The following is a 26,986-nucleotide window of genomic DNA, read 5'->3' on the forward strand; positions in this document are numbered from 1 at the left end:
TATTTCTATTAGTTAACAATACTGGATATGATGAGAGTACTTAATGTTGACTTATCAAGTGGGAACGTAAGTGTAACTAGTGTTGAGGCGCAAGGACCAATAACCCTCGGGGTCAGAGTACTGAATAGTGAAGGTACTTGGGGCAATGACCCACTGGATCCAAGCTTACCCTTCATTATTGGTATAGGCCCCTTCGTTGGTGGTAAATTACCTGGTGTGCATAGGGTTATTGCAGTGTTTAAAAGTCCAATGACCAGGACTGTTCATGTTGCTGCAATAGGCGGAGTGGCCTATAAGTTCATGGGTTCTGGCATTGATGCTGTGGTTGTTAGGGGGCGTTCTGAGAAACCCACGGCATTATTCATATCTAGTGATGGTGTGGAAATAAGGCAGGTTAACCCAGTGTACTCATACAGTGGGCTTAATGGGGTCTACGCCTTTACTAAGTACCTAATGGATGCGTTTAGTGATTTCTTCGTTAAGTTTAATGCAAGGGCCATTGTAGTGGGTGAGGCATCATTGAAGACGTATAATGGTGCATTATTCTCAGTTGATGTTGACCCAAGGAAGAGGGAGTTTAAGCCAGGTGCAGAGGATACTGCAGCTAGGGGAGGTCCAGGTACAGTAATGGCCCAGGGCCATAATTTAGTAGCTATTATTGCAGGTGGTTCTGCTAAGGCTAGGTACGTTAAGGTAACTGACATGAATCTGGTTAATAAGATGGCGATGGAGTCCTTTAAGAAACCCTTCATGCAGGTTATGAATGAGAAGACTATTAAGTACAGGTATGACCCAAGTATTGGTACTGGTGGGACGTTCGGGGTTAATTACCCACATTACAGGGAGTTACTGCCCCTATTCGGCTATAAGTCAATATACATGCCTAGGGATATTAGGACTAAGCATGTTGAGGCGATCCTTAACTTATTCTGGAAGCCATTTAATGATGAAGTCTTCGTTAAGAGTAAGTCCTGGTACAACTGCGGTGACTTTGGGTGTTCAGTAGTGTGTAAGAAGGTGTGGAGGGGTAAGAAGGTTGATTATGAACCATTCCATGCAGCTGGTCCATTCATAGGGAATTACATTTTCCAGGAGGCGGTTAAAATCGTTGATTTAATCGATGAGTATGGTTTCGACGCCATAGAAATGGGTCATGTTACGGCATGGATCTTCGACTCAATTGAGAATGGCTTACTTAAGCCTGAAGAGGTTGGCCTAAGTGACAAGCCCGTCTTCAACCCCTATGAGTTTGTGCCTGAGAGGGATTCATTGAAGAATGCTAAGCTGGCTGGTGAGTTAATAAATGGTTTAGTTAATGGGTCAACCCCAATCCTTAAGATGATTGCTGAGAATGGTATTAGGGTCTCAGCTAGGAAGCTTAATGAAATGTTCAGTGATAGGGTTAAGGCAACTGGTAAATCATTCAATGACCTGGTGGTTTACGTAGCATACGGGGAATCAGGGTACATAACACCCAACTTCTACTGGACCCCCGGCATGGTTGCCCCAATGTACGTACTGGGTAGGTATTGGACCAACTACTCCAACACGTTCATGAAGCCTGAGGATTACGCTAAATCCGCCCTGGAGAGGGCTATTAATGAGGCCTTAATTGACGATGCTGGGATATGTAGGTTCCACAGGGGCTGGGCTGAACCAATGCTTGAGAAAATGTACACCGAGTTCACTGGGATGAAGCCTAATAAAAACCTTTACAAGGAATTAGCCGAGTACTCAATTAAGGCTGGAGCCCAACCTAGGCCCTGGGAGAGTAGTAGGGCTGCTGACGTAGTTGCAACCTTGGCTAAGGAGATAGGGTCTAAGGAGTGGGTTTTCGAAAGCAAGGCCGACTATGATGAGTGGTGGCGTAGGTATAAGGTAACACTAGATAAGCAGCTTGGTTTGGTTTCATCAACCACTTAATCCAGTATATTAAACCTAATGGGTTTCAGTTCTTTGAAATAATTCAAGCTATGATACTAAGAAAGCTTAACCCCCTTACTGAATTAAACTCTGGCTAGCGTTCTCCCACTCCTCCATTATCCAGGATGGGGTAGCCAGTATGGCTACGTATCCACCGAAGGTTTTGCTTAAGGTTAGGCTCTCCTCAACACTGCTTGGTATAACTACTAGATCTACTTTCTTACCCCTGAGCATTGTGGTTAATTTAAATATCTCATCCTCCCCAATATCCTCACTTATTAACACAACCTTAGCAATACCCTTCTCAATGGCGTTTAGTACGTTATCTCTGCCGTAAACTATGTAGTCAGGTTTCTTGACGGCAATATACATTACCTCCTCCATGAGTTTCTTAGCCTTAACGTACTCAGTCTCCTTAAGCTTATCCTCAGATGCCTTAATAGCCTCTAGTACACCACTAATGTCGGCGCAACAGGCGGGTACTATTGCAATTATCTTATCCATGAGCCTACTATCTAAGCCACCCTCCTTAAGGAAGTCCTCCTTAGTTGGCCCTGGGCCAGCTACAATAATACCCTTAAGGTTTGGTATCTGCATCAGTATCTTATTAGCGTCCTCAGCCACAAGCTTATAGAAGGTCTCAGCCAAGTGCTCAGTCTGTCTCTTAAACCTTAAGGCTGACTGCCCACCTGCATGATGCTTATTAGGTACGTAGAACTCAACCTTATCCACAATCTCCCAGTAACTACCCTTAAGTAGCGCTATGACAGCCTCCCCCCTCTCAATGACTATTATCCCGAACACTGAGGATGACGCTGATACCATGTCCTCAAGGAGCTCAGTATGGAAGTGCGTATCGCATACGTACTTGTACGTTGTTATTTTGTGCGGCGGTATTATTACATACATGACCCACTTATAGCTACCCGGCTTCTCCATGTGGAAACCTCCAAATACAGCTAAGCCATTAGGTGGCGCCTTAGCAGTGCCCTTTAATGCGTTAATTATCCTCTCTAAGGCATCTTGAACGTGAGTCCTAGTAGTCTTATCCTTAATATTGCTTGCAACTGACCATTCATTCCTAAGCATGTTTAAAACATCAGGTATTGGCCTATCTCCATTAACGTACAGTGATATTAGGGTTGTTGCATAACCCCTATACCTCTTAAGTAATTGTATCATTATTTTTAATTCCTCACTATCAGTTATTCCAGCGCGTCCACCTAGGACACCATCAGCCTTTAACAATAATGCCTTATAAACCTTTCTCCCACACGTAAAGTTTACTTCAGCTTATTGATCGAATGATTTATTAATCCTAGTTAACCAATAATTAATGTGGGGTTAACAGGGTTCGCTGACTTACCACTACATGAGGGGCATGTTCCACCATGGTTATTCGGTAGGATGGTTAATTTAACCTCATTATTAATTAGGCTAATGTATGATGAGTATGGGGTTAAGGGGACTATAAGACTCTTCAGTAATCCAATATTCTTCCAGTCCTTCAACAACATAATAGGAATGGACTGGGACTCCTCAGGCAGCACCACGGTAACCACCGCAGCGCTTAAGGAGGCATTAGGCTCCATGGATATTGGAATCAAGGTGGTTGGAGGTAAGGGGGAACACGCATTAAAGGTTCCTGATGAATTAAGGGAACTTGAGAAGAGCTTCAACATTAGTTCAGAGGAATTAATAACAGCATCAAGACTGGTGGCTAAGGTGGATAACGTGGCTCTTCAAGATGGCCATAGGCTATATCACCATTCAATGATTATTGGGGACGATGGTACATGGGCCATTATTCAACAGGGCCTTAACCCTGAAACAAAGTACGCTAGGAGGTATCATTGGTGGATGGAGACAAGCTTCATTAATAATCCACATGAGGGTATTGTGGGAGTTAAGAATGATCACGCATTAAACACGGTTAGCAGCATCAGTGAGAGGGCACGTTCAACAATAATTGATATTGTTAACCAAGACCCGGTGAAGGTAAATAGGGATTTATTGAGGGTGAAGTCAATGGTGAGGGGTTATGGGAATAAGTCAATTTTAAGCTACATAAGTGGCTCTGATTATGAGCCTCCATCCTACTATAACCCTAGGCTTAACATTATTGTGAACAGGGGGTTGGGTGTGAGTGAGGAAGCCTTAAGGAGGGCAAGGGGTGTTTCATCATTTAAGGACCTACTATTAGTTAAGGGCATGGGACCTAGCACAATGCTTGCCCTAGCCTTAATAGCGCAATTAATTTACGATACGCCAGTGGATTGGACTGATCCGGTAAACCTTGATCCTAGGAGGTTTGCCTTCGCATTGGGTGGTAAGGATGGTTCACCATACCCAATAAGTAAGGAAATATATGATACTGTTCTTGATCTTTTAAATAGAATTGTTGATAATATTAGTAAGGATAGTGGTTTAAAACCCTATTTGAAGCATATTGCTAAGGTCGCTAAAAAACTTAATCTACCTGTTGATTTGGTTAAACCAACGTACTAAGGATATTATTTTAAGCCCTATTACGCTACCTTATACATCCTGCTTTTCTCATCATACATTAGTACTATTGCAGATGGGTACGCTGACGGTATTATTATTACTCTCCTATCCTCGGCAGAGTTAGCTGCTAATGCTCCACTGCCTAGCTTGGCGTTCACATTCCTTACTGGACTCCTTATTGTCCTAAGAGTACTACTTATGATCTTCACTGATCCCCTTATGCTCATTTTACTCACCTCAGATGCATCATAGGGCTGGGGCTTTATATAGCTTTCTGGTCTGTTAAGTGTACGCTACAAATAAGCTATTATTAATAACATAGACTATATATTTCTACTTTCCCTCACGCATTTGGGCAATCCTTAAATACTTCCTAAAGCTAAGAGGCAACTATGAATAGTAGGCAGGCTAAATTATCAAAATACTTATTAATAACCTTAGTATTATCTACGCTAGTAATACTACTTGTTGTAATACCAGCAGAGCTCCGTTCACAGAATCAATCTATACCGCTCTATGTAAGTTGCAGTGAAGTTGTTTCAGGTTTACCTTCAAGCACCCCTTCTCATTTAATTATATGGCTTCACTTAAATAACATTGGTGCACTTCAAGGCCTCCTTAATGAAATATACTATGATCCAACAAGTGTACACTTCCATAATTTCATAACACCGCAGCAGTTTGATGAGGAATTCAGCCCACCAAGTTCAATCATTAACAGTATAGAGGGGGTACTTAAGGGAAGTGGGTTAACTATTAATTATGTATTTCCAATGATGATTGAAGCCAGTGGCTCAGCATCAAATGTTGATAATGCCTTAAGTGCACTTCAGAAGGAACCGTCTAACGTTCAATCATGGATAATAGTAGGGGAATGCATACCACTGGGATACTTCATAGTTAATTCAACATTATCCTTCACGCCACAGTACCATAAGATCGCGCTCAACGTAACTAATCCACGTATTTTGTTTTCAAACATAACCTACGTTAATAATATCCCCACCCAAATTAGGTATAGGATGATTGAAATATGGTTACCTGAGGGTCTTGAATACATTTATGACGAATACCCACTTATCTCCAGCGGATACAATGGTGGTGGGTTAAGTATAGGTATTGTGGATGCCTTCGGGGACTTCAATATCACTAAGGCCGCTAGTTCATTAACGTATAGTAGCGTTGCTTGCGAGGACTTAATCGCATTCAGTAAGTCCTTTGATTTACCTAGCCCAAGTTGCGAGGTTATTTACCCACTTGGTAAACCAATATTAACCAGTAGTGATTTAAGTGAAGCCGAGGGCTGGGTTTACGAATCAGCACTAGACATAGAGTATGCCCACGCTATGGCACCTGGGGCTAAAATAATACTGGCAGTATCGCCAGATTCTGGTGATGACTTATTCACCACGGTTGAATACTTGGTTAATAATGGCTTGGTTAATTTCATAAGCCTAAGTTGGGCATCCCCAGAGGACGCATACCTATTACCACCACCTACTCCTCAATTGCTTCAAGCCTATGATGAAGTCTTCATGCAGGCTGCCGCAGAAGGCATTGGTGTATTCGCGGCCTCAGGGGATTGGGGCGCCTTCGACTTGTTCATTAGTCCAGTGGAGCCAAGCGTATGGTACCCTGCTAGTGATCCCTGGGTTACTGGGGTTGGTGGTACAACTCTAAGGGCGGTACTTTCACAGTACGTCACAAACCGTGTTGAGTACGCTTGGGACTGGAATACCCACTATGAGTGGGGTAGTGGAGGTGGTTACTCATTCGTATTTAGTGAGACCCCTGGTCAATCTCTAGTGGACATTACCTATGAGAGGACTGTGGTTTATGAGCCTGCATTAGGTGCTTACTTCTACACTGTTGGTCATAGGGGTGTTCCTGATGTTGCTGCTGATGCTGATCCATTCACTGGGGTACTGCTCATTGTTAATGGAGCTCTTTCACCTTACGTCTTCGGCGGCACAAGCTTAGCAACCCCATTAACAGCAGGCATGACCACCACTATTCAAAGTTACTTAGAGTATCCTTACATAGGCGACCTAGCCCCAAGTTTATACCTGCTTTACCACTATTATCCAAGCCAATTCTACGTGCAAAACGCCACAGTGCCCAGTAGCCAGTACCTAGTGGGCTTAAATGGTGGACTCTTCGAGAATCTGGGTGGTGAGAATGGATTATATTGGGTTATTCAAGGGGAATGGAATCCAGTTGTTGGTTTAGGGCAGTTAAACGTGTATGGGTTAAGCTCATTAATCAAGGAATTAATCCATTAAGTTATTGCAATAGCTGCATAAAGCTTAAACGCATAGTCTTAGTTTCCCTTAAAGCCCTATACGGGTCATCTTCCTGGCTTAGAATTTCTTAAAAAATTTAAGGTTGCTTGAATTAAGAGAGTAGGGAGTTTATTAAGCTAGGGTTCTGGTTAATTAAACTAGGCTACTGTACTTGATTACATTAACGCCGAGTAGCTTTAGGAAAACCTCCAGCTCATTTACGTAATTCCCAGGAACAACCACATGGTGATTCGCCGGGGCGTAATTAGGTATTACTGAAGAGTCAAAGTTAACCTTAATCTCCGCCTGGGTCCTGCATGCGTTAAGATTTAAGTTACCCGACTTATTCAATAATCCCGTGAATACGTAAACATTGTTAAAGTCTGATGAAACGGAGACTGCAGTCACAGTCTCCGCGTTTATTTCAGCTGATATTGAGTATGGGTTCCCTGACTCATAATGAGTCACAACCTTACCTGACTTAATCATGTTGAGGGCTATGGTGCAATGCGACATACGTACTAGGTTACCCTCAACATCATTTACGTTAGCAATCCAACCACTGTACCCTGTCAATGAGTGAAGCACCATCATTAAGAACAGGGACTTTAAGTCATATTCACAGGCTGTTAGTTTACCTTCTTCGTTGAGTTTCGCTAGTGCTAAGCATGGAGTTACCCCATGCTTCATTAGGTATGGGAAGCAGTTTAACGCTAGCGCATTATAATTCTTGGCGATGCTCAGTAATGCTGCGTAGACCTTACCTACTTTAATTAACTTATCTAGTGGAACCTCAAAGGCTAACCTATCTAGGACATCATCTATGAATGATTTAGCATCAGTGTGTTTTACATTATTGACCATTTCCTCAAATAGGTTCATGGGTATTGCATCAACCTTAGCGTTAAACTTCTTTTCAAAAGCCTCCCCCACACTTCCCTTCTCATTAACACCCACTAGGGCTACCTTGGATCCCTTAATCCTAAGTATAGACTCTATTGCCTTAACAACCCTGGGAACATCATTAATACTGCTCAAGTGGTAGATGGATGCTGCTACCCCTCTTTCCTCTAACATTGCCCTGGCTGATATGGCTGAGGCTAGGCTATTGTTTAATGGGTGAGAAAGTATCATTGTGTTCTTGATTCCATTAATGTCGACAAACCGTGCAACGGTCCTACTGACTCCCCCTGATAGTATTAATAATACTGGTATTGAGTCACCAACCTTAATGTTACTTACATCATTCTCATCGTAAATCACAGCATCAACATTACTTAATTCACCAATCCTATGCCTATGAAGCTGTGATGCAAAGGCTATAACCATTACTTTTCCCATAGGTTTAAAGTTCAACTGCAATGCTTTTAATACTGACTTCAATCTAACTATTACTCATGAAATACTACTTACTGTCACTTGGAATAGCGTTAATAACGTTAAGTATTGATAAGACTGCTATTATAGCCTCCTCAGTTCTTATTGTTACAAGCCCTTGATTCGGCACGAAGTTTATGAATAATGATGACTTAAGTACATTCCCTAAACCCTCACCTTTAAGTATATCGTCAATACCCATGCGTGGAGAACCGAACACAACTACCACATCCTCATCCCTAAGCCCCCTTAACTTACCAAGCTCATTAATAACACTGTCCCCCTCTTTACCAGTGAATATGAGGTTTCTTAATTTAACTAATTCCTTTAATTCAATTAAATCAACTGTGTAACCAGCGTACACGCTCCCACCCTTCACTACGTGGCCCCTGTAGAATCTTTCGCTAATCATTGAGTCTATTGAAACCAGAATCATAGACTTAATGGGGTAGGGTCTAGGTACCTTAACGTACTTATCCTCACCCACCTTAACAATTGAATAATACCCCTCCCACCTAATCACTAAACCAACCCTCACGTCCCTAATCCCTGGGCTGGACTTCCTATGTCCAAAAACAGGTAACGTTAATGGTTGAAGTAGCCCAGCAAGCCTCAAGTCAGGGTCTATTCCAAATAAGTCCTTCCTCAAGTACGGTGGGGTCACCAGGTACTCTAGGTTCTTCTTAATGAAGGCAGCTTTCCTTAATGGTTCATCACCCCTAAAGGTATAGATCAGTATTTTCCTAACCCTAAACATTGCCGCTGCCCTACCAATGTAGCCTATTTTCCTAACAGCCTCTTCATCGGTAGTTGCCTCCTCCGTCACGTTATACGGTATTGCAATGCTAATGTTCATTAATCTTCACTACTCTTTTAACGTTTTTGTTAGTTACCGTACCTCAAGTTAACTTGCAGCTAATGCTTAAATCCCTTAAGTGAATAAGTTAATAATGAATTTTGAGGCCTTCAGAGTTGAGGTTAGGAAGATAATTAATGAGGATAGGATTATTGAATCCCAGGGGGAATTAATGCTCTACTCATATGATGCATCACCGGCTGAGCAGGCCACGCCAAGGATGGTTATTCAACCATTAAACACAGGTGAGGTTTCCGAAATACTGAAGTTAGCTAATGAATACCTAGTGCCAATAGTCCCAAGCAGTGGTAGAACAAGCCTACACGGTGGCCCAATACCGTATAATGGGGCTGTTGTGGTTGATTTAATGAGGATGAATAAGGTACTTGAGGTTAACCTAGAGGATAGTTACGTGCATAGTGAGGTTGGGGTTAGGTTGGATGAACTTAACGCTGAATTAGCAAGATACGGCCACTTCTTCCCACCTGACCCAGCAAGTAGCGCTGCAGCCACTGTGGGTGGTTCATTGGCCAATGGTGCAGGAGGCATGAGGGGTGCTAAGTATGGTACGGTTAAGGACTGGGTACTCGGCGCTGAGGTGGTTTTACCAACAGGTGAAGTAGCGTTCATGGGTTGCAGAACCTTGAAGTGTAGGGCTGGGTATGATTTACTGAGCCTAATAATAGGGAGTGAGGGAACCCTGGGGGTAATTACTAACGCTTACCTTAAAATATGGCCACTGCCGGAGGCGGTGGCTAGATTGAGGGTTTACTTCAGGAGTATTGTTGATGCAGCTAGGGCGGTGGGGGTGATTAAGGCTAGGGGGTTTAGGCCATTGATAATTGAGTTTCTGGATAGGGGGACGATGGAGGCTGTTTCAAACTATGTGAAGGAGTTTAAGTACCCTGAGGATGCTGAGGCAATGCTGATAATTGATATTGATGGTCCCCCCGAGGCCATGGATAGGTACGTTAACTCAATGATAACCCTACTTGGGGAAACAGGGGGCTTTGAGATTGAGTGGACTAGTGATAGGGATGAAATGGATAAGATATACATGGCTAGAAGGGCCGCTTACCCAGCCTTACTTAGGTTATACAGTAATGAGAGGGTAATGCCTGAAGATATATCAGTACCCCCATCTAGGTTACCTGAAGCCGTTAAGGGGGTAAGGGACATTGGTAATAAGTATGGGTTAAAGATAGTTACGTGGGGGCATGTTGGTGATGGTAATCTTCACCCCAACATAATTTACAATCCAAGTGACCAATCGTCAGTATCAAAATTGCACTCAGTCACTAAGGAAATAGGCCTACTTGCAATTAACCTAGGTGGGACGGTTAGCAGTGAGCATGGTGTTGGGGTTCTTAAGAAGGAACTATTAGTCAGTGAACTGGGTGTTAAGGGTATAGCGCAGTTAAGGTTAATGAAGGCCATAAAGAGGGTCTTTGATCCAAATAACATTCTTAACCCAGGTAAGGTGATTGATGTTGATTAATGAGGGGGCTAAGCTAATAGTTGAGGAGTACGCCTTAACCAGATGTGCCCGTTGCAACTTCTGCGAGTCAGTTTGCCCAACCTATGCCGTAACTAGGCGTAGGGTTTATGGACCAAGAGGTAGGATATGGATCATAGTGTATCTCTCCCAGGGAATTAAATTAAGCGATGATGAATACACTGGTTTATTATCATGCCTAGCTTGTAGGGCATGCAACCTAGCTTGCCCAGCAGGCATTAAGATAGCTGAGGCTATTCATGATGCCAAGGCCCTACTGATTAGGGTTGCTTTAAAATAGGTCTAATGTTAACTACTAAGTGTGGGCTTATATTATTAAGGCATTTAAGGTAAATTAGCTAATCCCTCATGATATGATCGAGTTAAAAATACCAATACCACATGAGTGGGTAATATTAGGTGCTGTTGGGCTTCTTGTGGAGATGGCTATAGGATTCATTATACAAATACGCAGAGGTGTATTATCACTATCCAGCTTAGGCAGCTTCATACCAATAAGGGGGCCTACACGTAACTTGGGTAGTGGGGGTGCGTTATTGGCGGCTTTAGCCACAGCATTAGCATATCCATTCTACGGTGCCCCAATGACCTCATGCCACACGCAAGCATCATACCTCAGTAGACCTAGGATTAAGGCTATCGCCCATGCACTTGTGTGGTGGGGTTTCGTGTTGGCTGCAGTATCCACAACACTAGGCTTCATATTTGATAAATGGGTTAACGCAACAACATTCATACCTGGCGGTAAACTAGGCCAAACAGGACCTTACGTAGTCATTGGGACAGGGGCACTTGGTGGTGTGCTAATAGTAGTTGGCTTTGCATTAATGATGGCGGTTAGGTGGCAGGGAACTGAGCCTATTAATGAGCCTGCGTTAACCGATGCTTTCCTTTGGTTAGCATTCCTAACGGCATTAAGTGGCTTCGGAGTGATGGCTGTTGAGTTAACCATACCTGGCAATTACCTGGCTGTTGAGTCGGCCTTTGGCGTACACATAGTCATAGTCCTACTCATGTTTGCCACAATGCCTTGGACTAAGTTTGGGCATGCAATATACATGTACGTGTGGCAGGCCTATGATAGGTATAGGGTATGGAAAGGCATTGAACCTAGGCTCCTTGGACCATGGAGTGGTGAATTAGCTGAAAAGGCGCTTCACTCACATCACCCTGCACATAAACCTAAGGTGACCAGCTAATGCCATCCTACGTAATCCCAGCAAAGTGTACAGGATGCGGAGACTGCGTCAACATTTGCCCAAGCCACATAATGAAGTTCACCAAGTCAGGCGTATTTGGTAGGAAGGCGGTCAACATTGAGCCTGAGTCATGTTGGGAATGCTACAATTGCGTTAAACACTGTCCACAGGGTGCTGTGCAGATAAGGGGATACGTAGACTTCACGCCACTAGGCGGTTCAGTTGAGGTGTATAGGGATGAGAAGACTAATAGGGTTTACTGGACCATTAGGTATAGGAACGGTAACATTAAGCACTTCGTCTTCCCAATAAGAACAAAGCCGTGGAATTCAATAAAACCCCCTAATGAATACCCTGAACCACCCAAGGAATTCCTAAGGACACCCTACTTATCCCTTGAGCATGAGAAACTAGGCGGCAATAAACTCGGTGTTGAACTCCCCACGTACAAGGTACCTGAGGTGATTAAGGTGGAGGTGAGGTGATGGGGATGGTTAGGACAAGGGTTAGGCAGATTGACTCAGACATATTAATAATCGGCGGAGGCATGGCTGGGACAGGCGCTGCCTGGGAGGCTAAGTACTGGTGTAGGAATTGCAGGATAGTGATTGCTGAGAAGGCTAACATAAATAGAAGTGGCGCAGTGGCAATGGGCTTATCAGCAATAAATACCTACCTTGGTTTAAGATGCAAGGAGAACACTGTTGAGGACTACGTGAAGTACGTTAGGGGTGACTTAATGGGTATTGTAAGGGAGGACTTGGTTTACGACTACGCAAGACACGTTGACTCAACAGTGCACTTGTTTGATGAATGGGGGTTACCAATATGGCCAGCGCCTAATGGGTGTTACGTACGTGAGGGTAAGTGGCAAATAATGATTCATGGCGAATCCTATAAGGCTATTGTAGCTGAGGCTGCTAGGAAGGCTATTGGTGATGATAACATATTGAATAGGGTAATGGTAACCCACCTATTAAAGAGCTCCAGTGACCCGAATAGGGTTGTTGGTGCATTGGGCTTCAATGTTAATGACGGCACAATCTACGTCTTTAAGGCTAAGGCGGTTATAATGGCTGCAGGCGGTGGTTCACAGATATATAGACCTAGGTCACAGGGTGAGGGGCTTGGTAGAAGTTGGTACCCACCATGGTCATCAGCCTCATCGTACGGTATGATGATTGAATCTGGTGCAGTTATGACGATGTTTGAGGCTAGGTTCGTAGTGCCCAGGTTTAAGGATGGTTACGGACCCGTGGGTGCTTATCAATTAATGTTGAAGACCAGGATAAGTAACGTAAATGGGCAGGACTTCTGGAAGCCACACTTGGATGAGGTTAGGAAACTCTACAGTGGTAAGGGTAGGTACGTTGACTTACCCATAACCCCAACTACGCTTAGGGTTTACGCTCAACGCTTAGAGTGGATTAACGGCAGGGGGCCAAGCCTAATGAGAACTGATGAAACTGTTAAGAAGGGTACTGAGAGTGAGGCAATCGCCTTCGAGGACTTCCTCGACATGACGATAAGCCAAGTTGCTATTTGGGCTGGGCAGAACCATGAACCCTCTGAAAGGCCATATGAAGTAATAACCACTGAACCATACGTAATGGGTTCACACGCCACTGAGTGTGGTGCATGGGCAAGTGGGCCTGAGGACTTGTCACCAAGGAAAATTGATGGATTACCCAATGATAGGGGGACTCAATATTACTGGGGCTATAATAGGATGACTACCTTAGATGGGTTATTCTGCGCAGGTGATGCATGTGGCGCTAATCCACATAAGTTCAGTAGTGGTTCATTCACCGAGGGTAGGCTTGCAGCCAAGTCAGCGGTGCTGTACCTTATGGATCACAGTGATGAAAAGATTGATGTTGATAAGGGGCAGGTTGACTTAATGATTAGCAAACTGGTGGAGCCCCTGGAGCGTTGGGAGGAGGGTAAGTACAGTGTTGTAACTGGGCCAAGCAGCATGCATCCAGTGGATCCTAGTAAGATTTACTGGAAGCAGGGCTTATTTAGGCTTCAGAAGATAATGGATGAGTACGCCGGCGGCTGGTCAACAATGTACACTACTAATGAATGGATGCTTAATAGGGCTATTGAACTACTGCAATTCCTGAAGGAGGACTTCATTAAGTACGCTGCGGCTCGGGATTGGCATGAATTAATGAGGACCTGGGAGCTTTGGCACAGGATACTGACTGCTGAAGCCGTGGTTAGGCACATGCTCTTCAGGAAGGAGACCAGGTGGCCGGGCTACTACGTTAGGGCGGATTACCCAGCATTGGATGATGAGAATTGGCATGTCTTCGTTAACTCAAGGTACGATGCAAAGACTGGGGAGTGGGAGTTATGGAAAGTCCCCGTGGTGCACATAATAGAGTTCCCGTGAGGTGATGCCGGTGAGCCTAAAGATTCAGACTCCTCCTCCACATGGAGGGAAGTTAGTTGATGCGGTGGTTAGGGATGAGAATAAGGCAGTTAGCATGGCTGCTGGCTTACCGGTATATGATATAAAGCCCACAAGAAGCATTATTGACGGTAACCCCATTAGGAATGTTTACAGGGAAGTAATGTCAATAGCATATGGCTTCTTCAGTCCACTAGACAGATTCATGACTAGGAATGAGGTTGAGAGTGTGCTTAAGGAGAGGAGGCTTACCGATGGTTGGTTATTCCCATTCCCAATAATATTCGACATAAGTGAGGATGATTTAAGGAAACTGGGTGTGAAGGAGGGTGATAGGGTTCTACTTAGGTTGAAGTCACAACCCTTCGCTGTACTTGATATTGAGGAGGTCTGGAAGTTTGACCCTAAGGACATTGCTGATAGGACGTTTGGTACGCCTGAAAGGAACCCTGAGGTTGTGAGGAGGAGGTTTGATGAGAAGCACCCAGGTTGGTTAATATACAGGAGCATGTCTGGCTTGGCCTTAGCTGGTAAGGTACACGTTATTAATGAGCCGGTGTTCAAGGACCCCTACAATAGGTTCTGGTACCCACCAGCAAAATCCCGTGAGGAGTTTAGGAGTAGGGGTTGGAGGACTGTGATAGCTCACCAGACGAGGAACGTACCTCACACTGGTCATGAGCATTTAATGAAGAATGCAGCCTACATGGGTGACATTGAACCCTGCCACGGCATACTTGTTAACGCAATAATAGGGGCTAAGAGACTTGGGGACTTCGTTGATGAGGCGATACTTGAGGGTCACGAGGCCGTTAACAAGTATGGTTACATCAGCCCAAAGAGGCACATGGTTACAATGACCCTCTGGGACATGAGGTATGGTAACCCACTTGAGTCGCTGCTTCATGGGATAATTAGGCAGAACATGGGCTGCACCCACCACATGTTTGGTAGGGATCATGCGGCAGTGGGTGATTACTACGATCCGTATTCAACCCAGGTGCTTTGGGAGAAGGGTATACCGAGCTTCGGTTTACCTGCACCACCTTATGATGTTGATAAGGGACTTAAGATAAGGCCAGTTAATATTAAGGAGTTCTGGTACTGCCCCAAGTGTGGTGAAATAGCGTACAGTGACACATGTGGACACGCTGATGTAGCCCAGAGGTTTAGTGGAAGCTTCATAAGGGGACTCATAGCTGAGGGTATTGAACCACCACCGATAATATTTAGACCAGAGGTTTATAGGGTTATTGTTAAGTGGTGGAGGGTTTACAATTACCCATTTGTTAATAGGAAGTACCTTGAGTTAAAGGAGAGGGAGCTTGAAGTTGACTTGAAACCAATGGAGGTGAGTAGTAGGAGGTGATGGGCATGCCATACAAGATAGCTGTTATCCTAGATAAGGCAAGGCTTGAGAGGATAAGGGGCACTAGTCTCGAGGGCATGGTTAAAGACCTCTATGGAGGCTACTTGAAGGCTATTGAGCTTAATGTGCCTGATGATATCGCCCAGAGAATCCTTAAGGAGTTTCCAAGAGCTAGAATTGACGCAAGAGGCTTCATTGAGGAAACCCCAGTTGCCTTTAAGAGGGAGTTATTTGAGGTTATGGCGCAATTAAAGAGTACTGGACCCGAAGTCTTCGGTGAATTACTTAAGCCTGAGAGGCTTAGTAGGGTTAAGGAAGCAGCCGCTAAGGAGGATGAGTATTTGCCGCCGCCCAACATAGCCTACTGCGGTTGAGGCCCCTTAATTTAAAACCTTAAACCCACATGATTTACTTGAGTTTAACCATAATGCACAAAAACACCCTCTAAAAAGCCAATTGATCCAAGTGAGGCCACTGTTCATAGGTAGGTTTCAGCCGGTTCACCTAGGGCATTTAAGCGCAATAGAGTGGGTGCTTAAGCAGGATGGGGTAGATAGAGTAATAGTGGGTATAGGTTCATCAAACCAATCCTTCACCTTCAAGAATCCCTTCACTGCCGGTGAGAGGATAGATATGATAACTGAGGTGCTTGATTCAATTAATGTTAAGTACAGCGTATGCACAATACCCGACACAGGTGGCTTAGCCTCAATATGGTTCTCCTACGTTAGGAATTACTGCCCAAGCTTTGACCTAATTTACAGTAATGATGAATTCACGAAGCTGGCATTATCATACTGGAAGATACCTGTCTTCAATACCCCACTGTTCAATAAGGATAAGTTAAGCGGTACTAATATTAGGTTACTGATGGCGCTAGGTAAGGAGGAATGGGGTTCCCTGGTTCCTGAACCAGTGAGGGAATTCATTGAGAGGATTAATGGTGTTGAGAGGGTTAGGAAACTTGCAGTAATAGAGGGTATCCTTAAGAACGATGCTTAATTAAAATACCTCAATAACTTACGGAACTAAGCTGAGTTAATGGATACTTGTTTAAGGTTAATTAAGTAACGTAATTGGTGCCCCGGCCGGGATTTGAACCCGGGACCTTCCGGTTATGAGCCGGACACTCCACCCAGGCTGAGCTACCGGGGCTTAGTTAACATTAAGTTATGGATTTTATAAGTTTTTTCATAGGCTAATATTAGGGGTGGGATTACTTCTCATGGTAAAGTAACTCAACTATTGCACCAAGACTCTTCTTAGCGTCAACGTAGACATAGCCACCACCCTTAAACTTACCATCCTGCTCAACTGAACCACCAATGCTTAGTAGCTCCTTAACTGCATCATCAATGTTATCCACGTTGAAGGCTATGTGGTGTATTCCTGGCCCATGCTTCTCAAGGAATTCACTCCAAGTACTTGGCCCACCCACAGGTTGAATAAGCTCAATGGTTATGTTACTGAGCTTGAAGAAGGCTAACTTAGCCCTACCCCTAGAGGGGGTTCCCCTAAACCTCATTCCTGTTTTCTCCCAGTCCTCAGTCTCAACCACCTGAGGCGCATCCACACCCAGTATTTTAGCCCAGGCCTTAACCGCAGTTTCTATGTCTGGAACAACCATGGCCACTTGCACCACCTCACTGAACTGAGCATTAGCCATAACATAATACTGCGCTTACTGTTTTTAAAGCATTGTTAATGCTGCTTAAGGGTGAGGCAATACTTAATTAGGCCTTAACTAACCCTAATGCATGTCATTCGATAAGGCAACACACCTATTGGGCAGGGGCTTCACGTACCCTGACTACGAACCACAATATCAAAGGTATTACGGTTACTTCATTAAGCACTTAGCCTTAACCCTTAGGTTAAACCTGAGTGAGAGGTCCATTCAAGGTGATGCAAGGTACATAATTAATGTAATTGATAATGAAGGCTACTTGAAGTTTGATGCTGCAGAGATGAATATAACCTCAGTTACGGTTAATGACTCACCCACGCGCTTCGACTACGATGGGCGTTACTTAAGGGTTTACTTAAGTGGGAATGGTGAAGTATCGGTTTCCATAAACTACAGCGCTAAGCCAAGGAATGGCGTACACTTCATACTGCCTGATGAGTATTACCGTGATAGGAAGCCGATGGTTTGGACCCAGGGTGAAAGTGAGGATAATCACTACTGGATACCATTAACCGACTATCCAAGCATGAAGTTCACCAGTGAATTAACAATAATAGTGCCTAAACCCCTTATCGCAGTATCAAACGGTTACCTAGTTGAGAGTAAGGATTTAGGCAATGAGACGCTGTGGCATTGGAGGCTAGATAAGCCGCATTCCTCATACCTAGTAGCCTTCGCTGCAGCTGAATTCGATGTGATTAAGGATGATTGTGGGGGTATTAGCGTTGAGCATTATGTACCAAAGGGTCGTGGCGAATCAGCCAAGTTTAGTTTCCACAGGATTTGCGACATGATTAAATTCTTCAGTGAATACACTGGGGTTAAGTACCCATGGCCAAATTATAAGCATGCAGTGGTGAGTGAATTCGGCGGTGGTATGGAGAACACTACCGTAACAATACTAACTGATACGACTCTACATACGAGGAGGGAGGAGTGCCCCTATGATGAGTGGCCGTGTAGGGGTAGGGAGGATTTTTCTTCTGATGGTTTGGTTGCTCATGAGTTGGCTCATCAGTGGTTTGGGGATTTGGTTACTACTAGGGATTGGGGTAATATTTGGCTTAATGAGGCTTTCGCAACCTACTTTGATGCATTATACACGCTTCACAGTAGGGGTTTCGATGAATTTGTGTATAGGCTTTACGGTAACCTTAAGTCCTACCTAGATGAGTATAGGCGATACTCAAGGCCAATAGTCACTAACCTATACTCAATACCTGAGGAGATGTTTGATAGGCACACCTACGAGAAGGGATCACTAGTACTACACACGTTAAAGAACATAATAGGAGAAGAAAACTTCAGGAAGGGTATAAACCTATTCCTAACAAGGTACGCTTACAGTAATGCCGAGACTGAAGACTTTAGGAAGGTTATGGAGGAGGCTACGGCTAAGCCCCTTGACTGGTTCTTTAATCAATTCGTCTACTCAGCTGGTCACCCTAGTATTAAGTATTCGTGGAGTTACGATTCAGGTTACTTAAGGATCAGTATTAGTCAAACTCAGGGTGATGATTCATACCCAGTTTACAGAATCCCGGTTGAATTAGAGATTGGTCACCAGGATGGCTCAATGGAGTTAATTAAGCTTAACCTTGAGTCAAGGGACACCACCGTTTACCTACCGATTAAGGAGAGACCAACCTACGTTTGCCTCGACCCAGAGTTTAAGGTTGCTATTAAGTCCGTTAACAGTGAGAAGAGTATTGAGGAGGCTAGGGCTGAGTTAAGGAGCAGTAGTGTTGCCTGTAGGCTTGAGGCCATTGAATCACTGGCTAAGGATAGTAGTTCAAGATCCATCGATGCCTTGACTGAAGCCTTACTTAACGATAAGTTCTGGGGTATTAGAGCTGAAGCCGCTAGAGCATTGGGTAAGCTGGGGGTTACTGATGCTGTAAAGCCATTGATCAACGCGCTCCATGTGGAACGCCACCCTAGGGTTAGGCGAGCCATAGTTGAGGCTTTAGGTAACTTTAAGGGTAATAGGGACGTAGCTAAAGTATTGGCCTCAGTCTTAGTGAATAGTGAGGAAAGCTACTATGTTAGGTCTAATGCAGCCGAGGCCCTTGGTAAGCTTGGCATTAGGGATTACTTTAGTGAATTGGTTAAGGCGCTTGATTACCCAAGCCACAATAATGTGATCACCCAAGGTGCGTTAAGGGGCTTAGCTGAATTAGGTGGTGATGAGGCTATTGAAGTACTCTTAAAGTACACTCAATTAGGTTACCCAACGCTCGTAAGGGCTACTGCAGCCCAATTACTGGGTAAGTTCGTGGATAATAGGCGGGTTTACGATAGGTTAATGGAGCTTCTAAGGGACCAGTACATGAGGGTTGCCTCAGCAGCCTTAAGTGCAGTGGAGTATTCCATGGATCCGAGGTTCCTGGGGATCCTAGACTCAATAGCCTCAGGCGCTGCCCCAGGTTTCATAGCTGCTGAGTTGAGTGGTAGGTTTAGGAGGTATGCTAGGGATATTGCAGTTAAGATAAGGGAGCAGTTGAGTAAGGGTGCTGAGTACGCTAGGTTAAGGGAGGAGGTTGAGAGGGTTAGGGAGGAGCAGAGAAGGCTAATGGATAGGGTAAGTAGACTGGAGGCTAAGGGCTTAGGTTCACCTGCCTACTAACGCTCTTCTTCAAGCATCATTACGCATTAATGAGCATTAAAGGCTAGTCACGGTTCAGTAATCAGAACTAACGCTGATTATGGATTGGTTAAAAACCTATCCATGTTTTTACCTGATACACTTATTTAAGGCATATGCTTGATTAAACCATGGGGCTTAAAGTTAAGGTTGGGTTAAGTGGAGGTAACGTAGTGATGATGCTTATAATACCTATTGAGGATTATGAGTTAGCCTACAGGGGTGCTGCATTAATGTATAAGTGCCAGGGTGAACCAACAAAGAACCCACTGGCCAAGTATATTGCGGATTCCCTTAAGTACCTGGAGTCAATAAGGAACTGTAGGGAAACATAGTAGAATTTACTTTTAAATAGTGGCTACGGTTGCATTATCGCTAAGTAATCATACCAAGCTTTATGTACATTGGCGTAAGCATTAAGGGTGGGAATTGATTAGTCAAGCAAAGTTTTATTAGACCCAATGATACGTGTGGTTTCGCCATGACTCTACTGCTTAAGGTTGATGCATTGAACCCTGATAGGGAGGTTATTAGGAGGGCCGCTGATGTAATACTGAAGGGTGGTTTAGTTGCCTTTCCCACCGAGACTGTTTATGGACTTGGAGCATCAACTTACAATGATGAGGCGATTAGGAGGATTTACGTTGTTAAGAATAGGCCCATGGATAACCCAAGCATAATTCACATTTCATCACTTAATCAGCTTCATGAAGTTGCCGAGGATGTTCCTGAGGAACTTGAGGAAAAACTTAAGTTTGTTTGGCCCGGCCCATTAACCATAATACTGAGGAAGAGCAGTAGAATTAGTGCAGTAGCCTCCTGTGGTTTAAATACGGTGGCTGTTAGAATGCCAGCTCACCCAGTTGCCTTAACCTTAATAAGTGAAAGCACGCCGATATCAGCACCCAGCGCTAATATATCAGGTAAACCCAGTCCAACCAGGGCTGAGCACGTCATCAGGGACCTTTGGGGTAAAATAGACTTAATAATTGACGGTGGGGAATCCTTCTTTGGAGTAGAATCAACAATAATAGACTACACTAGGAAGCCTCCAGTTCTCTATAGGCCTGGCCCATTCACTGTGGAGGAGTTGAGGAGGATTTTTGGGGAAGTTAAGGTACCTGAGCAGGCGCTTGGCCTTGGGCAATTCAAGGAAGCCCTAGCCCCAGGCATGAAGTATAGGCACTATGCCCCAGATAAGCCCCTCATCTTAACAGAGTGCGGTGAATTAGATGGCTTAGTTAAATTGACGCTAGATCTAGCTACTGATGAGGTTAAGAAGGGGAAGAAGGTGGTGGTACTGTGTAGTAGTGAGACGTGTGGTTCATACGCTAAGGTTGGGTTGAGGATTATTGAGGTTGGGTCTAGGCTTAACCTATACACTGTGGCTAAGAACCTGTTTCACTCCCTTAGGTTAATTGACTCAATGGATGTTGACTTAGCCATTGCCGAGGGTTACCCTGAGGTTGGGGTTGGTTTAGCGGTAATGAATCGTTTAAGGAAGGCCTCAGGTTATAAAATGGTTAAGTGCACTGCTTAATATTTGGCTAAAGCATTTAAATCCTAACCTAAGGCAGCCACTAATGGACACTGATACCCTCATAACATACGTGGCCATTGCAGTAATAGCGGCAGCAGTGGTTTTCTCAGTGTTTGCCCACGCATTTAAACCAAGCAAGGGCCCTGCCTTCACACCAACCTATAATGTACTCAACCAGCACATAGGCAATATAATTAACATGTCTTTAACCGTGGGTCTACAGTACGGTAACTCCTCAGCGCCAATTTGGATAATCTACTTCCTTAACCCCTACGATGATGCTAACTACACTTTAAGCAACGTATTTAATTCAACAATCATGAGCATGATTCAAAGTGGTGAAGTCAACCTAGTGATAGTACCCAACATAGTGTCATACTACAGTAGTAGTAGGGTCACTCAGAAATTTCTACCTTTATACATATGTGCATATGGTATTAATAAGACTGCCTCATTGGAATTCCTGAAGTGGTTCAGCCTTAAGGTTCATGAGAATTCCACGCTTGCCTTAAACATCACCTTAAGTAATATGACCAGTGAGTTATCTGGACTGGGTGTGAGTGTTAATTACACTTCATGCTATGGGAAGTTTAACTCAACCGTTGGCAGTTACCTATCATTCATGCTTAATGTTCTTTCATGGGCCTACGGCCTACAGACTCCAAGTGGTTACGTTTTACCAAATGATTTAGTTGTTGTTGGTGTTAACAGGGTTAGTAATATTGCGGTGGTGGATGAGAATATTGCTGGTTATACGCCCCCCTTAAGCGTATTAATTAGTAACCTTATGACTCAGAAGCCATTCTATGGTTGATAATGGCCATGAGTATTAATGATGTATTTGACTTAATCTCAACCTACCTATCAGTACTAAGAGTTGAACACATTATGTTAGCTAGGTTAATCCTAGGTACGGTTAAGGGTGAAGTTAACTGCAGTAGGCTGGTGAAGGTATTGGGTAGTCACATTGAGAAGGAGAATAGGGTCTTATCTAAATACGGTATTTTCATCAATTCCATGCAGGCCTTAAGTAGGCTTTATGAGGAATACTACGAAGGGTGCATTGAGGGTAAGGCAAGTGAGCAATCATTAATTGAACTACTTAAGACTATTAAGGATCACGATGAGGAACTGGCCCTAGTAATGAGTAGGCTAATTAATGAGTACTTCACCAGCATTATTAATGAAGTTCATTAGCGTCTGAATTAGGTTAATAATGTGGAAACCGTTAATAATTATTTAAGTGAACCCCAGGATTGTTAAGTATGCTTAACTTAAAGGATAGGATCCAGGAATTAATGGCGAAGCTTGAATCAGAGTACGCCTCCAAGACCCGTAAATCAGCGGACTTCTTCAAGAAAGCCTCCAGGGTACTTCCAGGTGGCACTACTTACCAAATAAGGTTCTTTAAACCATACCCAATATATGTTACTAAGGCTAAGGGTGTACTCGTGTGGGACTTAGACGGTAACTCCTATATTGACTTCTGGATGGGGCATGGAGCCCACATAATGGGTCATTCACCGGACTTCGTTGTTAAGGCAGTTAATGAGGCAGCATTAAATGGAACACACTTAGGTTACCCCAATACCCTTGAGGTGGAGTATGCTGAATTACTAACCAGGGTTGTGCCTAATGCTGAGATGGTTAGGTTTTCAAACAGTGGTACTGAGGCTAACATGTATGCTGTTAGACTTGCGAGAGCATATACTGGACGTAGGTACATTGTTAAGATTGAGGGTGGGTGGCATGGTGGTTATGACGCACTCCACGTTGGGGTTAACCCACCCTTCCAGGGTCCTGAAAGCTTAGGCCTACCTGAAGAGCACATTAAGTACACCCTAGTGGTACCTTACAATGACTTAAACGCCCTTGAGAAAGCCCTAAGTAGTCATGATGTGGCTGCAGTAATCATGGAACCAGTACTGGGCTCAGGAGGCTGTATTGAGCCTCAGCCTGATTACCTACGTGGTGTTAGGGATTTAACCAGCAGGTATGGTTCATTGCTCATATTTGACGAGGTTATAACAGGATTCAGGCTTGCCCTGGGTGGGGGACAGGAGTACTTTAACATTAAGGCTGACGTGGTTACTCTAGGTAAGATAGTTGGAGGTGGTTACCCTGGAGCCGGTGCAATAGTATCTAATGCTGAGGTAATGGAACTCCTTAACCAGGTTAAGAGACCAAATGCTAGGTCAAGAAGCTTCCACGGTGGCACATTCACAGGCAACATAGTTACCCTCACAGCAGGTTACACGCTGGTTAGTTACCTTAATAGTAATAGGGGGGTTTATGAACAGTTGAATTCACTGTGGGATTGGGCACGGAGGAGGATGAATGAGGCTTGTGAGACTCATGATAGGCTCTGCTGGGTCACAGGGGTGGGAAGCATGACTGGGATTCACTTTACTAAGAGTAAACCCGTTAATGCCAGGGAGGCTTACCAGCTTAGGATTAGTGAGGAACTCTACGACTTAATGCACCTCTACATGAGGATTAATAATGTGCTTTACATGACTGAACACATGCCCCACCTACTACCATCAATACTACACACTAGGGAGCACGCCCAAAAGCTTATTGATTCCCTAGATGGTGCGCTAAGTATGGTTACTTCCAGGTAAGTGATGCAAGAATCTAGGGTTATTCTATGTTTCATTTACCTATTAAGGGTAAGAATCATGCTTAATTCCTTAGTGAACTTACCCTTCAGCCTTAGTGGTTAGGGCTGTGGCTCATTGCTTACTAGGCTCCCTCCACCTCAACCCAACACCTATAGTCTAAAAGTTTTCATTATTCCCACCCCTAGAAGGGGTGAGACTTCTTAGATTATGGTGAACAAGTTGGAAATGCTTATTTAATTTAATATAAGGGGCTAGATGTGCAGGCAGAATTCACGGTTAAGGAGGCTATTGTACTTAGCCCTAACGATAATGTTGCGGTAGCTCTGAGGGATTTGAAGTCAGGTAGTTCAATACTGCTTAACGTAGGTTCATTGAAATTAACCATTAAGCTTATTGATGATATACCCTTTGGTCACAAGTTTGCCTTAAAGGACATACCAAAGTGTGGTTTAGTGGTGAAGTATGGGCATGTTATCGGTAGGGCTAAGAGGGATATTAAGGCTGGGGAACACGTTCACGTTCATAACCTTGAAAGCTTAACCTCAGTGCATAGCGTATGTAAGGGTGAGGGGCATGAGTAGTAGGCCAAAAATAATGGGTTACATCAGGCCTGATGGAAGAGTCGGCATTAGGAACCATGTCCTAGTCCTATCAACAGTAATATGCTCAAGTGTCGTTACGCGTAGGATAGCTGACCAGGTAAATGGCGCAATAGCCATTGAGAACCCCTTCGGCTGTGGGCAACTTGAACCAGACCTGCAGGTAACTAAGAGGACCCTTGCAGGTATGGCTAAGAACCCCAATGTGGGGGCTGTGCTTGTGGTTGGCCTTGGGTGTGAGCAGATTCAGGCTGATGAGCTTGCTGATGAAATAGCTAAGACAGGTAAGCCTGTTGAGAGGATAGTGATACAGGAGGAGAATGGTGGCACACCAGCAGCCATTGAAAAGGGTGTTAAATTGCTTAGTAGGATGGCTGAGGAGACCCTTGCCCAAAGGCCAACTGAAGTAGATGCATCATCCCTAGTCATGGGTGTTGAGTGCGGTGGTTCTGATGCAACATCAGGCTTAGCCTCAAACCCCGTTGTGGGTTACGTGTCCGATAAGTTAATTGACCTAGGGGGCACCGTAGTGTTATCTGAGACCCCTGAAATGATAGGGGCTGAGGATATTTTAGCTAAGAGGGCCGTGTCAAAGGACGTTGCAGATAGGGTTTACAACGTTATTAAGAGGTGGGTTGAATTAGCCGCATCATATAATGTCGACCTAGTTGGTACTCAACCAGCCCCTGGAAATATAGCTGGGGGTATATCCACAATTGAGGAGAAGTCACTTGGCGCCATAATTAAGGGTGGTTCAAGGCAAATTCAAGGCGTGTTAGATTATGCGGAGGAGGTTAAGGGTAGGGGACTCTGGATAATGGATACGCCTGGTTACGACATAATGTCCGTAGTCGGCATGGTGGCTGGGGGAGCAACACTAGTAGTGTTCACTACCGGTAGAGGGACACCTACAGGTAATCCAATAGCCCCAGTAATTAAAGTGACTGCTAACCCATATACTTACGGTAAGATGAAGGAGAACATTGACTTTGACGCAAGTACGGTAGTTAATGGTAAGGAGACTGTTGAGCAAGCTGGGGAAAGGCTCCTTAACCTTGTCCTTGAGGTTGCCAGGGGTAAGCAGACTAAGGCTGAGCTACTTGGGCATAGGGAGTTCATGATACATAAAATAATACCATCCTTCTAGTTAGCTTACCATTTTAATTTAAATTCAAATAATTATTTACACGTCAATATCCACGTTCACACTTAGCTAAACCTGAATCCTTACTGCCTTACTTAATTCCTCATGTTCCCTCACTATTATGCTAACCAGTAACTTAACCTGCTCAATATCATTAAGGTTAACCACTGAGTGGGGTGTGTGAATGTACCTAGCTGGCGTAGAAACCACTACAGTTGGCACACCAGTGCCATGAACATGTATGGCACCGGCATCAGTACCACCATATGGATTAACCTGAACCTGATACTTAACCCCCCTTAATGATGCTAACTCTAGTACTGCCGATAGTAAACGTGGGTTAGTTACCATGGATCTGTCTAAAGCCCTAATCGCAGCGCCATTACCCATCCTAGTTATCCACTCGCTCTCAGGGTTAGCTGGAACATCAGCGGCAACGGTTGTCTCAACAACAATAGCCATGTTTGGGTTAATTGAGTTAACAGCCGCATTTATACCCCTTAACCCAACTTCCTCCTGAGTGTTCCAGACAAGGTAAAGTGACAAGTCACCAGTAACTATCTTCCTAGCCTCCTCAGCTAAATCCACTAGTACGCTGCAGCCAACCCTATTATCCAGCGCCTTACTTATGATCACATTATCTCTTACCCTAAATGATCCTGCAAAAGCCCCAGCCACACCAGGTACTATACCAGCCTTGGAGGCTTCATCAGAGGAACTGAAGCCAGCATCAACATAAAGCTCCTCGAATCTGGATGGAGGCCTCTCCCTCCTTAAGTGTGGTGGATCAACCCCAACAGTGCCGTAGACATCGCCATTACGGCCCATGAAGACTATTTCCTGTTCAATCATAACCCATGGATCAATCCCACCTATCGGCACTACCTTAATGAAACCCCTCTGGTCTACGTGCGAAACCATAACCCCTACTTCATCGGCGTGGGCACTTACCATTAGTTTAAATGGGCCATTACCTATTCTTGCTATTAGATTACCCATGTTATCAACGTTGAATTCATCAACGTAACCCCTAATCATACTTAGTATTGTCCTTATTACCCTATCCTCGAAACCAGATGGCCCAATCTCGAGGGTTAGCTTAGATAACTTTGACGTATCCATATTGCCTCCGGGGTTTAAGCGTATTTAACGATTAATTTAATATATGCATTTAATTAAATAATTAAAGAAATCATGTAATTAAGGGGAATGATTTATAAATAGGTTTAATTAAGGAGTGACGTGAGCGATAGGGGTTTGTTTGTTAGGGGTTCTACTGGTTTGGTTAGGGAGGCTGGTTTT

25 protein-coding genes and 1 tRNA gene are annotated in these 26,986 nt (G+C 44.2%); 19 read left to right on the plus strand and 7 right to left on the minus strand.

Annotated elements, in window-relative coordinates:
- Positions 1–30: 30 nt before the first annotated feature.
- Positions 31–1,923, plus strand: coding sequence for an aldehyde ferredoxin oxidoreductase N-terminal domain-containing protein (locus Q0C29_RS07775; protein WP_292000118.1), 1,893 nt, complete (start codon positions 31–33; stop codon positions 1,921–1,923).
- Between the two features lie 75 nt (positions 1,924–1,998).
- Here Q0C29_RS07775 and prf1 read toward each other — a convergent pair whose 3' ends face one another.
- Positions 1,999–3,105 (minus strand): peptide chain release factor aRF-1, encoded by a 1,107-nt coding sequence (prf1, locus tag Q0C29_RS07780; RefSeq protein WP_292000119.1) that lies wholly within the window; start codon positions 3,103–3,105, stop codon positions 1,999–2,001.
- A gap of 156 nt (positions 3,106–3,261) precedes the next feature.
- Here prf1 and Q0C29_RS07785 point away from each other — a divergent pair, with 156 nt between their 5' ends.
- A complete protein-coding gene (locus Q0C29_RS07785) occupies positions 3,262–4,431 on the plus strand; it encodes a DUF763 domain-containing protein (RefSeq protein WP_292000092.1) in 1,170 nt (389 codons plus the stop codon).
- Positions 4,432–4,451: 20 nt separating this feature from the next.
- Here Q0C29_RS07785 and Q0C29_RS07790 read toward each other — a convergent pair whose 3' ends face one another.
- The gene (locus Q0C29_RS07790; protein WP_292000093.1) at positions 4,452–4,658 is read right to left on the minus strand and encodes a hypothetical protein; all 207 of its coding nucleotides are present in this window, start codon (positions 4,656–4,658) and stop codon (positions 4,452–4,454) included.
- Between the two features lie 165 nt (positions 4,659–4,823).
- Here Q0C29_RS07790 and Q0C29_RS07795 point away from each other — a divergent pair, with 165 nt between their 5' ends.
- Entirely contained in the window at positions 4,824–6,713 is a 1,890-nt protein-coding gene (locus tag Q0C29_RS07795; RefSeq protein ID WP_292000094.1) for a protease pro-enzyme activation domain-containing protein, read from the plus strand.
- 153 nt (positions 6,714–6,866) lie between these two features.
- On the opposite strand, the gene Q0C29_RS07800 is transcribed toward Q0C29_RS07795, so the two are convergent.
- Together Q0C29_RS07800 and Q0C29_RS07805 are read right to left on the minus strand one after the other, a co-directional pair.
- Complete coding sequence (locus Q0C29_RS07800; RefSeq protein WP_292000095.1) at positions 6,867–8,042, minus strand: fucose isomerase; 1,176 nt, start codon at positions 8,040–8,042, stop codon at positions 6,867–6,869.
- A gap of 76 nt (positions 8,043–8,118) precedes the next feature.
- A complete protein-coding gene (locus Q0C29_RS07805) occupies positions 8,119–8,946 on the minus strand; it encodes a putative RNA uridine N3 methyltransferase (protein ID WP_292000096.1) in 828 nt (275 codons plus the stop codon).
- Positions 8,947–9,040: 94 nt separating this feature from the next.
- Here Q0C29_RS07805 and Q0C29_RS07810 point away from each other — a divergent pair, with 94 nt between their 5' ends.
- The 8 genes from Q0C29_RS07810 (at position 9,041) to Q0C29_RS07845 (ending at position 16,448) form a co-directional block, all read left to right on the plus strand.
- Positions 9,041–10,444, plus strand: coding sequence for an FAD-linked oxidase C-terminal domain-containing protein (locus Q0C29_RS07810; RefSeq protein ID WP_292000097.1), 1,404 nt, complete (start codon positions 9,041–9,043; stop codon positions 10,442–10,444).
- Positions 10,434–10,742 carry a (Fe-S)-binding protein gene (locus Q0C29_RS07815; RefSeq protein ID WP_292000098.1) on the plus strand — a complete coding sequence of 103 codons (309 nt, stop codon included), beginning with the start codon at positions 10,434–10,436 and terminating at the stop codon, positions 10,740–10,742. Before Q0C29_RS07810 ends, Q0C29_RS07815 begins: the two co-directional genes overlap by 11 nt.
- Positions 10,743–10,815: 73 nt before the next feature.
- Complete coding sequence (locus Q0C29_RS07820) at positions 10,816–11,661, plus strand: hypothetical protein (RefSeq protein WP_292000099.1); 846 nt, start codon at positions 10,816–10,818, stop codon at positions 11,659–11,661.
- A complete protein-coding gene (aprB, locus tag Q0C29_RS07825) occupies positions 11,661–12,146 on the plus strand; it encodes an adenylyl-sulfate reductase subunit beta (protein ID WP_292000100.1) in 486 nt (161 codons plus the stop codon). The genes Q0C29_RS07820 and aprB overlap by 1 nt, the downstream gene beginning before the upstream one ends.
- A gap of 5 nt (positions 12,147–12,151) precedes the next feature.
- Entirely contained in the window at positions 12,152–14,059 is a 1,908-nt protein-coding gene (gene aprA / locus Q0C29_RS07830) for an adenylyl-sulfate reductase subunit alpha (protein ID WP_292000101.1), read from the plus strand.
- A 10-nt stretch (positions 14,060–14,069) separates the two neighbouring features.
- Complete coding sequence (gene sat / locus Q0C29_RS07835) at positions 14,070–15,446, plus strand: sulfate adenylyltransferase (protein ID WP_367173655.1); 1,377 nt, start codon at positions 14,070–14,072, stop codon at positions 15,444–15,446.
- Between the two features lie 5 nt (positions 15,447–15,451).
- Positions 15,452–15,820 carry a hypothetical protein gene (locus Q0C29_RS07840; protein ID WP_292000103.1) on the plus strand — a complete coding sequence of 123 codons (369 nt, stop codon included), beginning with the start codon at positions 15,452–15,454 and terminating at the stop codon, positions 15,818–15,820.
- Between the two features lie 91 nt (positions 15,821–15,911).
- The gene (locus tag Q0C29_RS07845; protein ID WP_292000104.1) at positions 15,912–16,448 is read left to right on the plus strand and encodes a nicotinamide-nucleotide adenylyltransferase; all 537 of its coding nucleotides are present in this window, start codon (positions 15,912–15,914) and stop codon (positions 16,446–16,448) included.
- Between the two features lie 75 nt (positions 16,449–16,523).
- Here Q0C29_RS07845 and Q0C29_RS07850 read toward each other — a convergent pair.
- Positions 16,524–16,601 (minus strand) — tRNA-Met (locus Q0C29_RS07850).
- A gap of 61 nt (positions 16,602–16,662) precedes the next feature.
- Positions 16,663–17,112, minus strand: coding sequence for a VOC family protein (locus Q0C29_RS07855; protein WP_292000105.1), 450 nt, complete (start codon positions 17,110–17,112; stop codon positions 16,663–16,665).
- Between the two features lie 91 nt (positions 17,113–17,203).
- Here Q0C29_RS07855 and Q0C29_RS07860 point away from each other — a divergent pair, with 91 nt between their 5' ends.
- The 8 genes from Q0C29_RS07860 (at position 17,204) to Q0C29_RS07895 (ending at position 25,687) form a co-directional block, all read left to right on the plus strand.
- A complete protein-coding gene (locus Q0C29_RS07860; RefSeq protein ID WP_292000106.1) occupies positions 17,204–19,759 on the plus strand; it encodes a M1 family aminopeptidase in 2,556 nt (851 codons plus the stop codon).
- Between the two features lie 149 nt (positions 19,760–19,908).
- Positions 19,909–20,112: a hypothetical protein gene (locus tag Q0C29_RS07865; protein ID WP_292000107.1), complete on the plus strand. Its 204-nt coding sequence runs from the start codon at positions 19,909–19,911 to the stop codon at positions 20,110–20,112.
- A gap of 146 nt (positions 20,113–20,258) precedes the next feature.
- On the plus strand, positions 20,259–21,317 hold the full coding sequence (locus Q0C29_RS07870) for an L-threonylcarbamoyladenylate synthase (protein ID WP_292000108.1): 1,059 nt from the start codon (positions 20,259–20,261) through the stop codon (positions 21,315–21,317).
- A gap of 43 nt (positions 21,318–21,360) precedes the next feature.
- On the plus strand, positions 21,361–22,131 hold the full coding sequence (locus tag Q0C29_RS07875; protein WP_292000109.1) for a hypothetical protein: 771 nt from the start codon (positions 21,361–21,363) through the stop codon (positions 22,129–22,131).
- Between the two features lie 2 nt (positions 22,132–22,133).
- A complete protein-coding gene (locus Q0C29_RS07880; RefSeq protein WP_292000110.1) occupies positions 22,134–22,514 on the plus strand; it encodes a hypothetical protein in 381 nt (126 codons plus the stop codon).
- Positions 22,515–22,582: 68 nt separating this feature from the next.
- A complete protein-coding gene (locus Q0C29_RS07885; RefSeq protein ID WP_292000111.1) occupies positions 22,583–23,941 on the plus strand; it encodes an aspartate aminotransferase family protein in 1,359 nt (452 codons plus the stop codon).
- 257 nt (positions 23,942–24,198) lie between these two features.
- Positions 24,199–24,522, plus strand: a complete 324-nt coding sequence (locus Q0C29_RS07890) for a UxaA family hydrolase (RefSeq protein ID WP_292000112.1) — start codon at positions 24,199–24,201, stop codon at positions 24,520–24,522.
- Positions 24,515–25,687: a UxaA family hydrolase gene (locus tag Q0C29_RS07895; protein ID WP_292000113.1), complete on the plus strand. Its 1,173-nt coding sequence runs from the start codon at positions 24,515–24,517 to the stop codon at positions 25,685–25,687. Before Q0C29_RS07890 ends, Q0C29_RS07895 begins: the two co-directional genes overlap by 8 nt.
- Before the next feature lie 66 nt (positions 25,688–25,753).
- Here the strand turns inward: Q0C29_RS07895 and Q0C29_RS07900 are convergent, their stop codons facing one another.
- A complete protein-coding gene (locus tag Q0C29_RS07900; RefSeq protein WP_292000114.1) occupies positions 25,754–26,806 on the minus strand; it encodes a M42 family metallopeptidase in 1,053 nt (350 codons plus the stop codon).
- Positions 26,807–26,986: the final 180 nt, after the last annotated feature.

It is taken from the genome of Caldivirga sp., assembly GCF_023256255.1.
In the GTDB taxonomy this organism is placed as follows: domain Archaea; phylum Thermoproteota; class Thermoprotei; order Thermoproteales; family Thermocladiaceae; genus Caldivirga.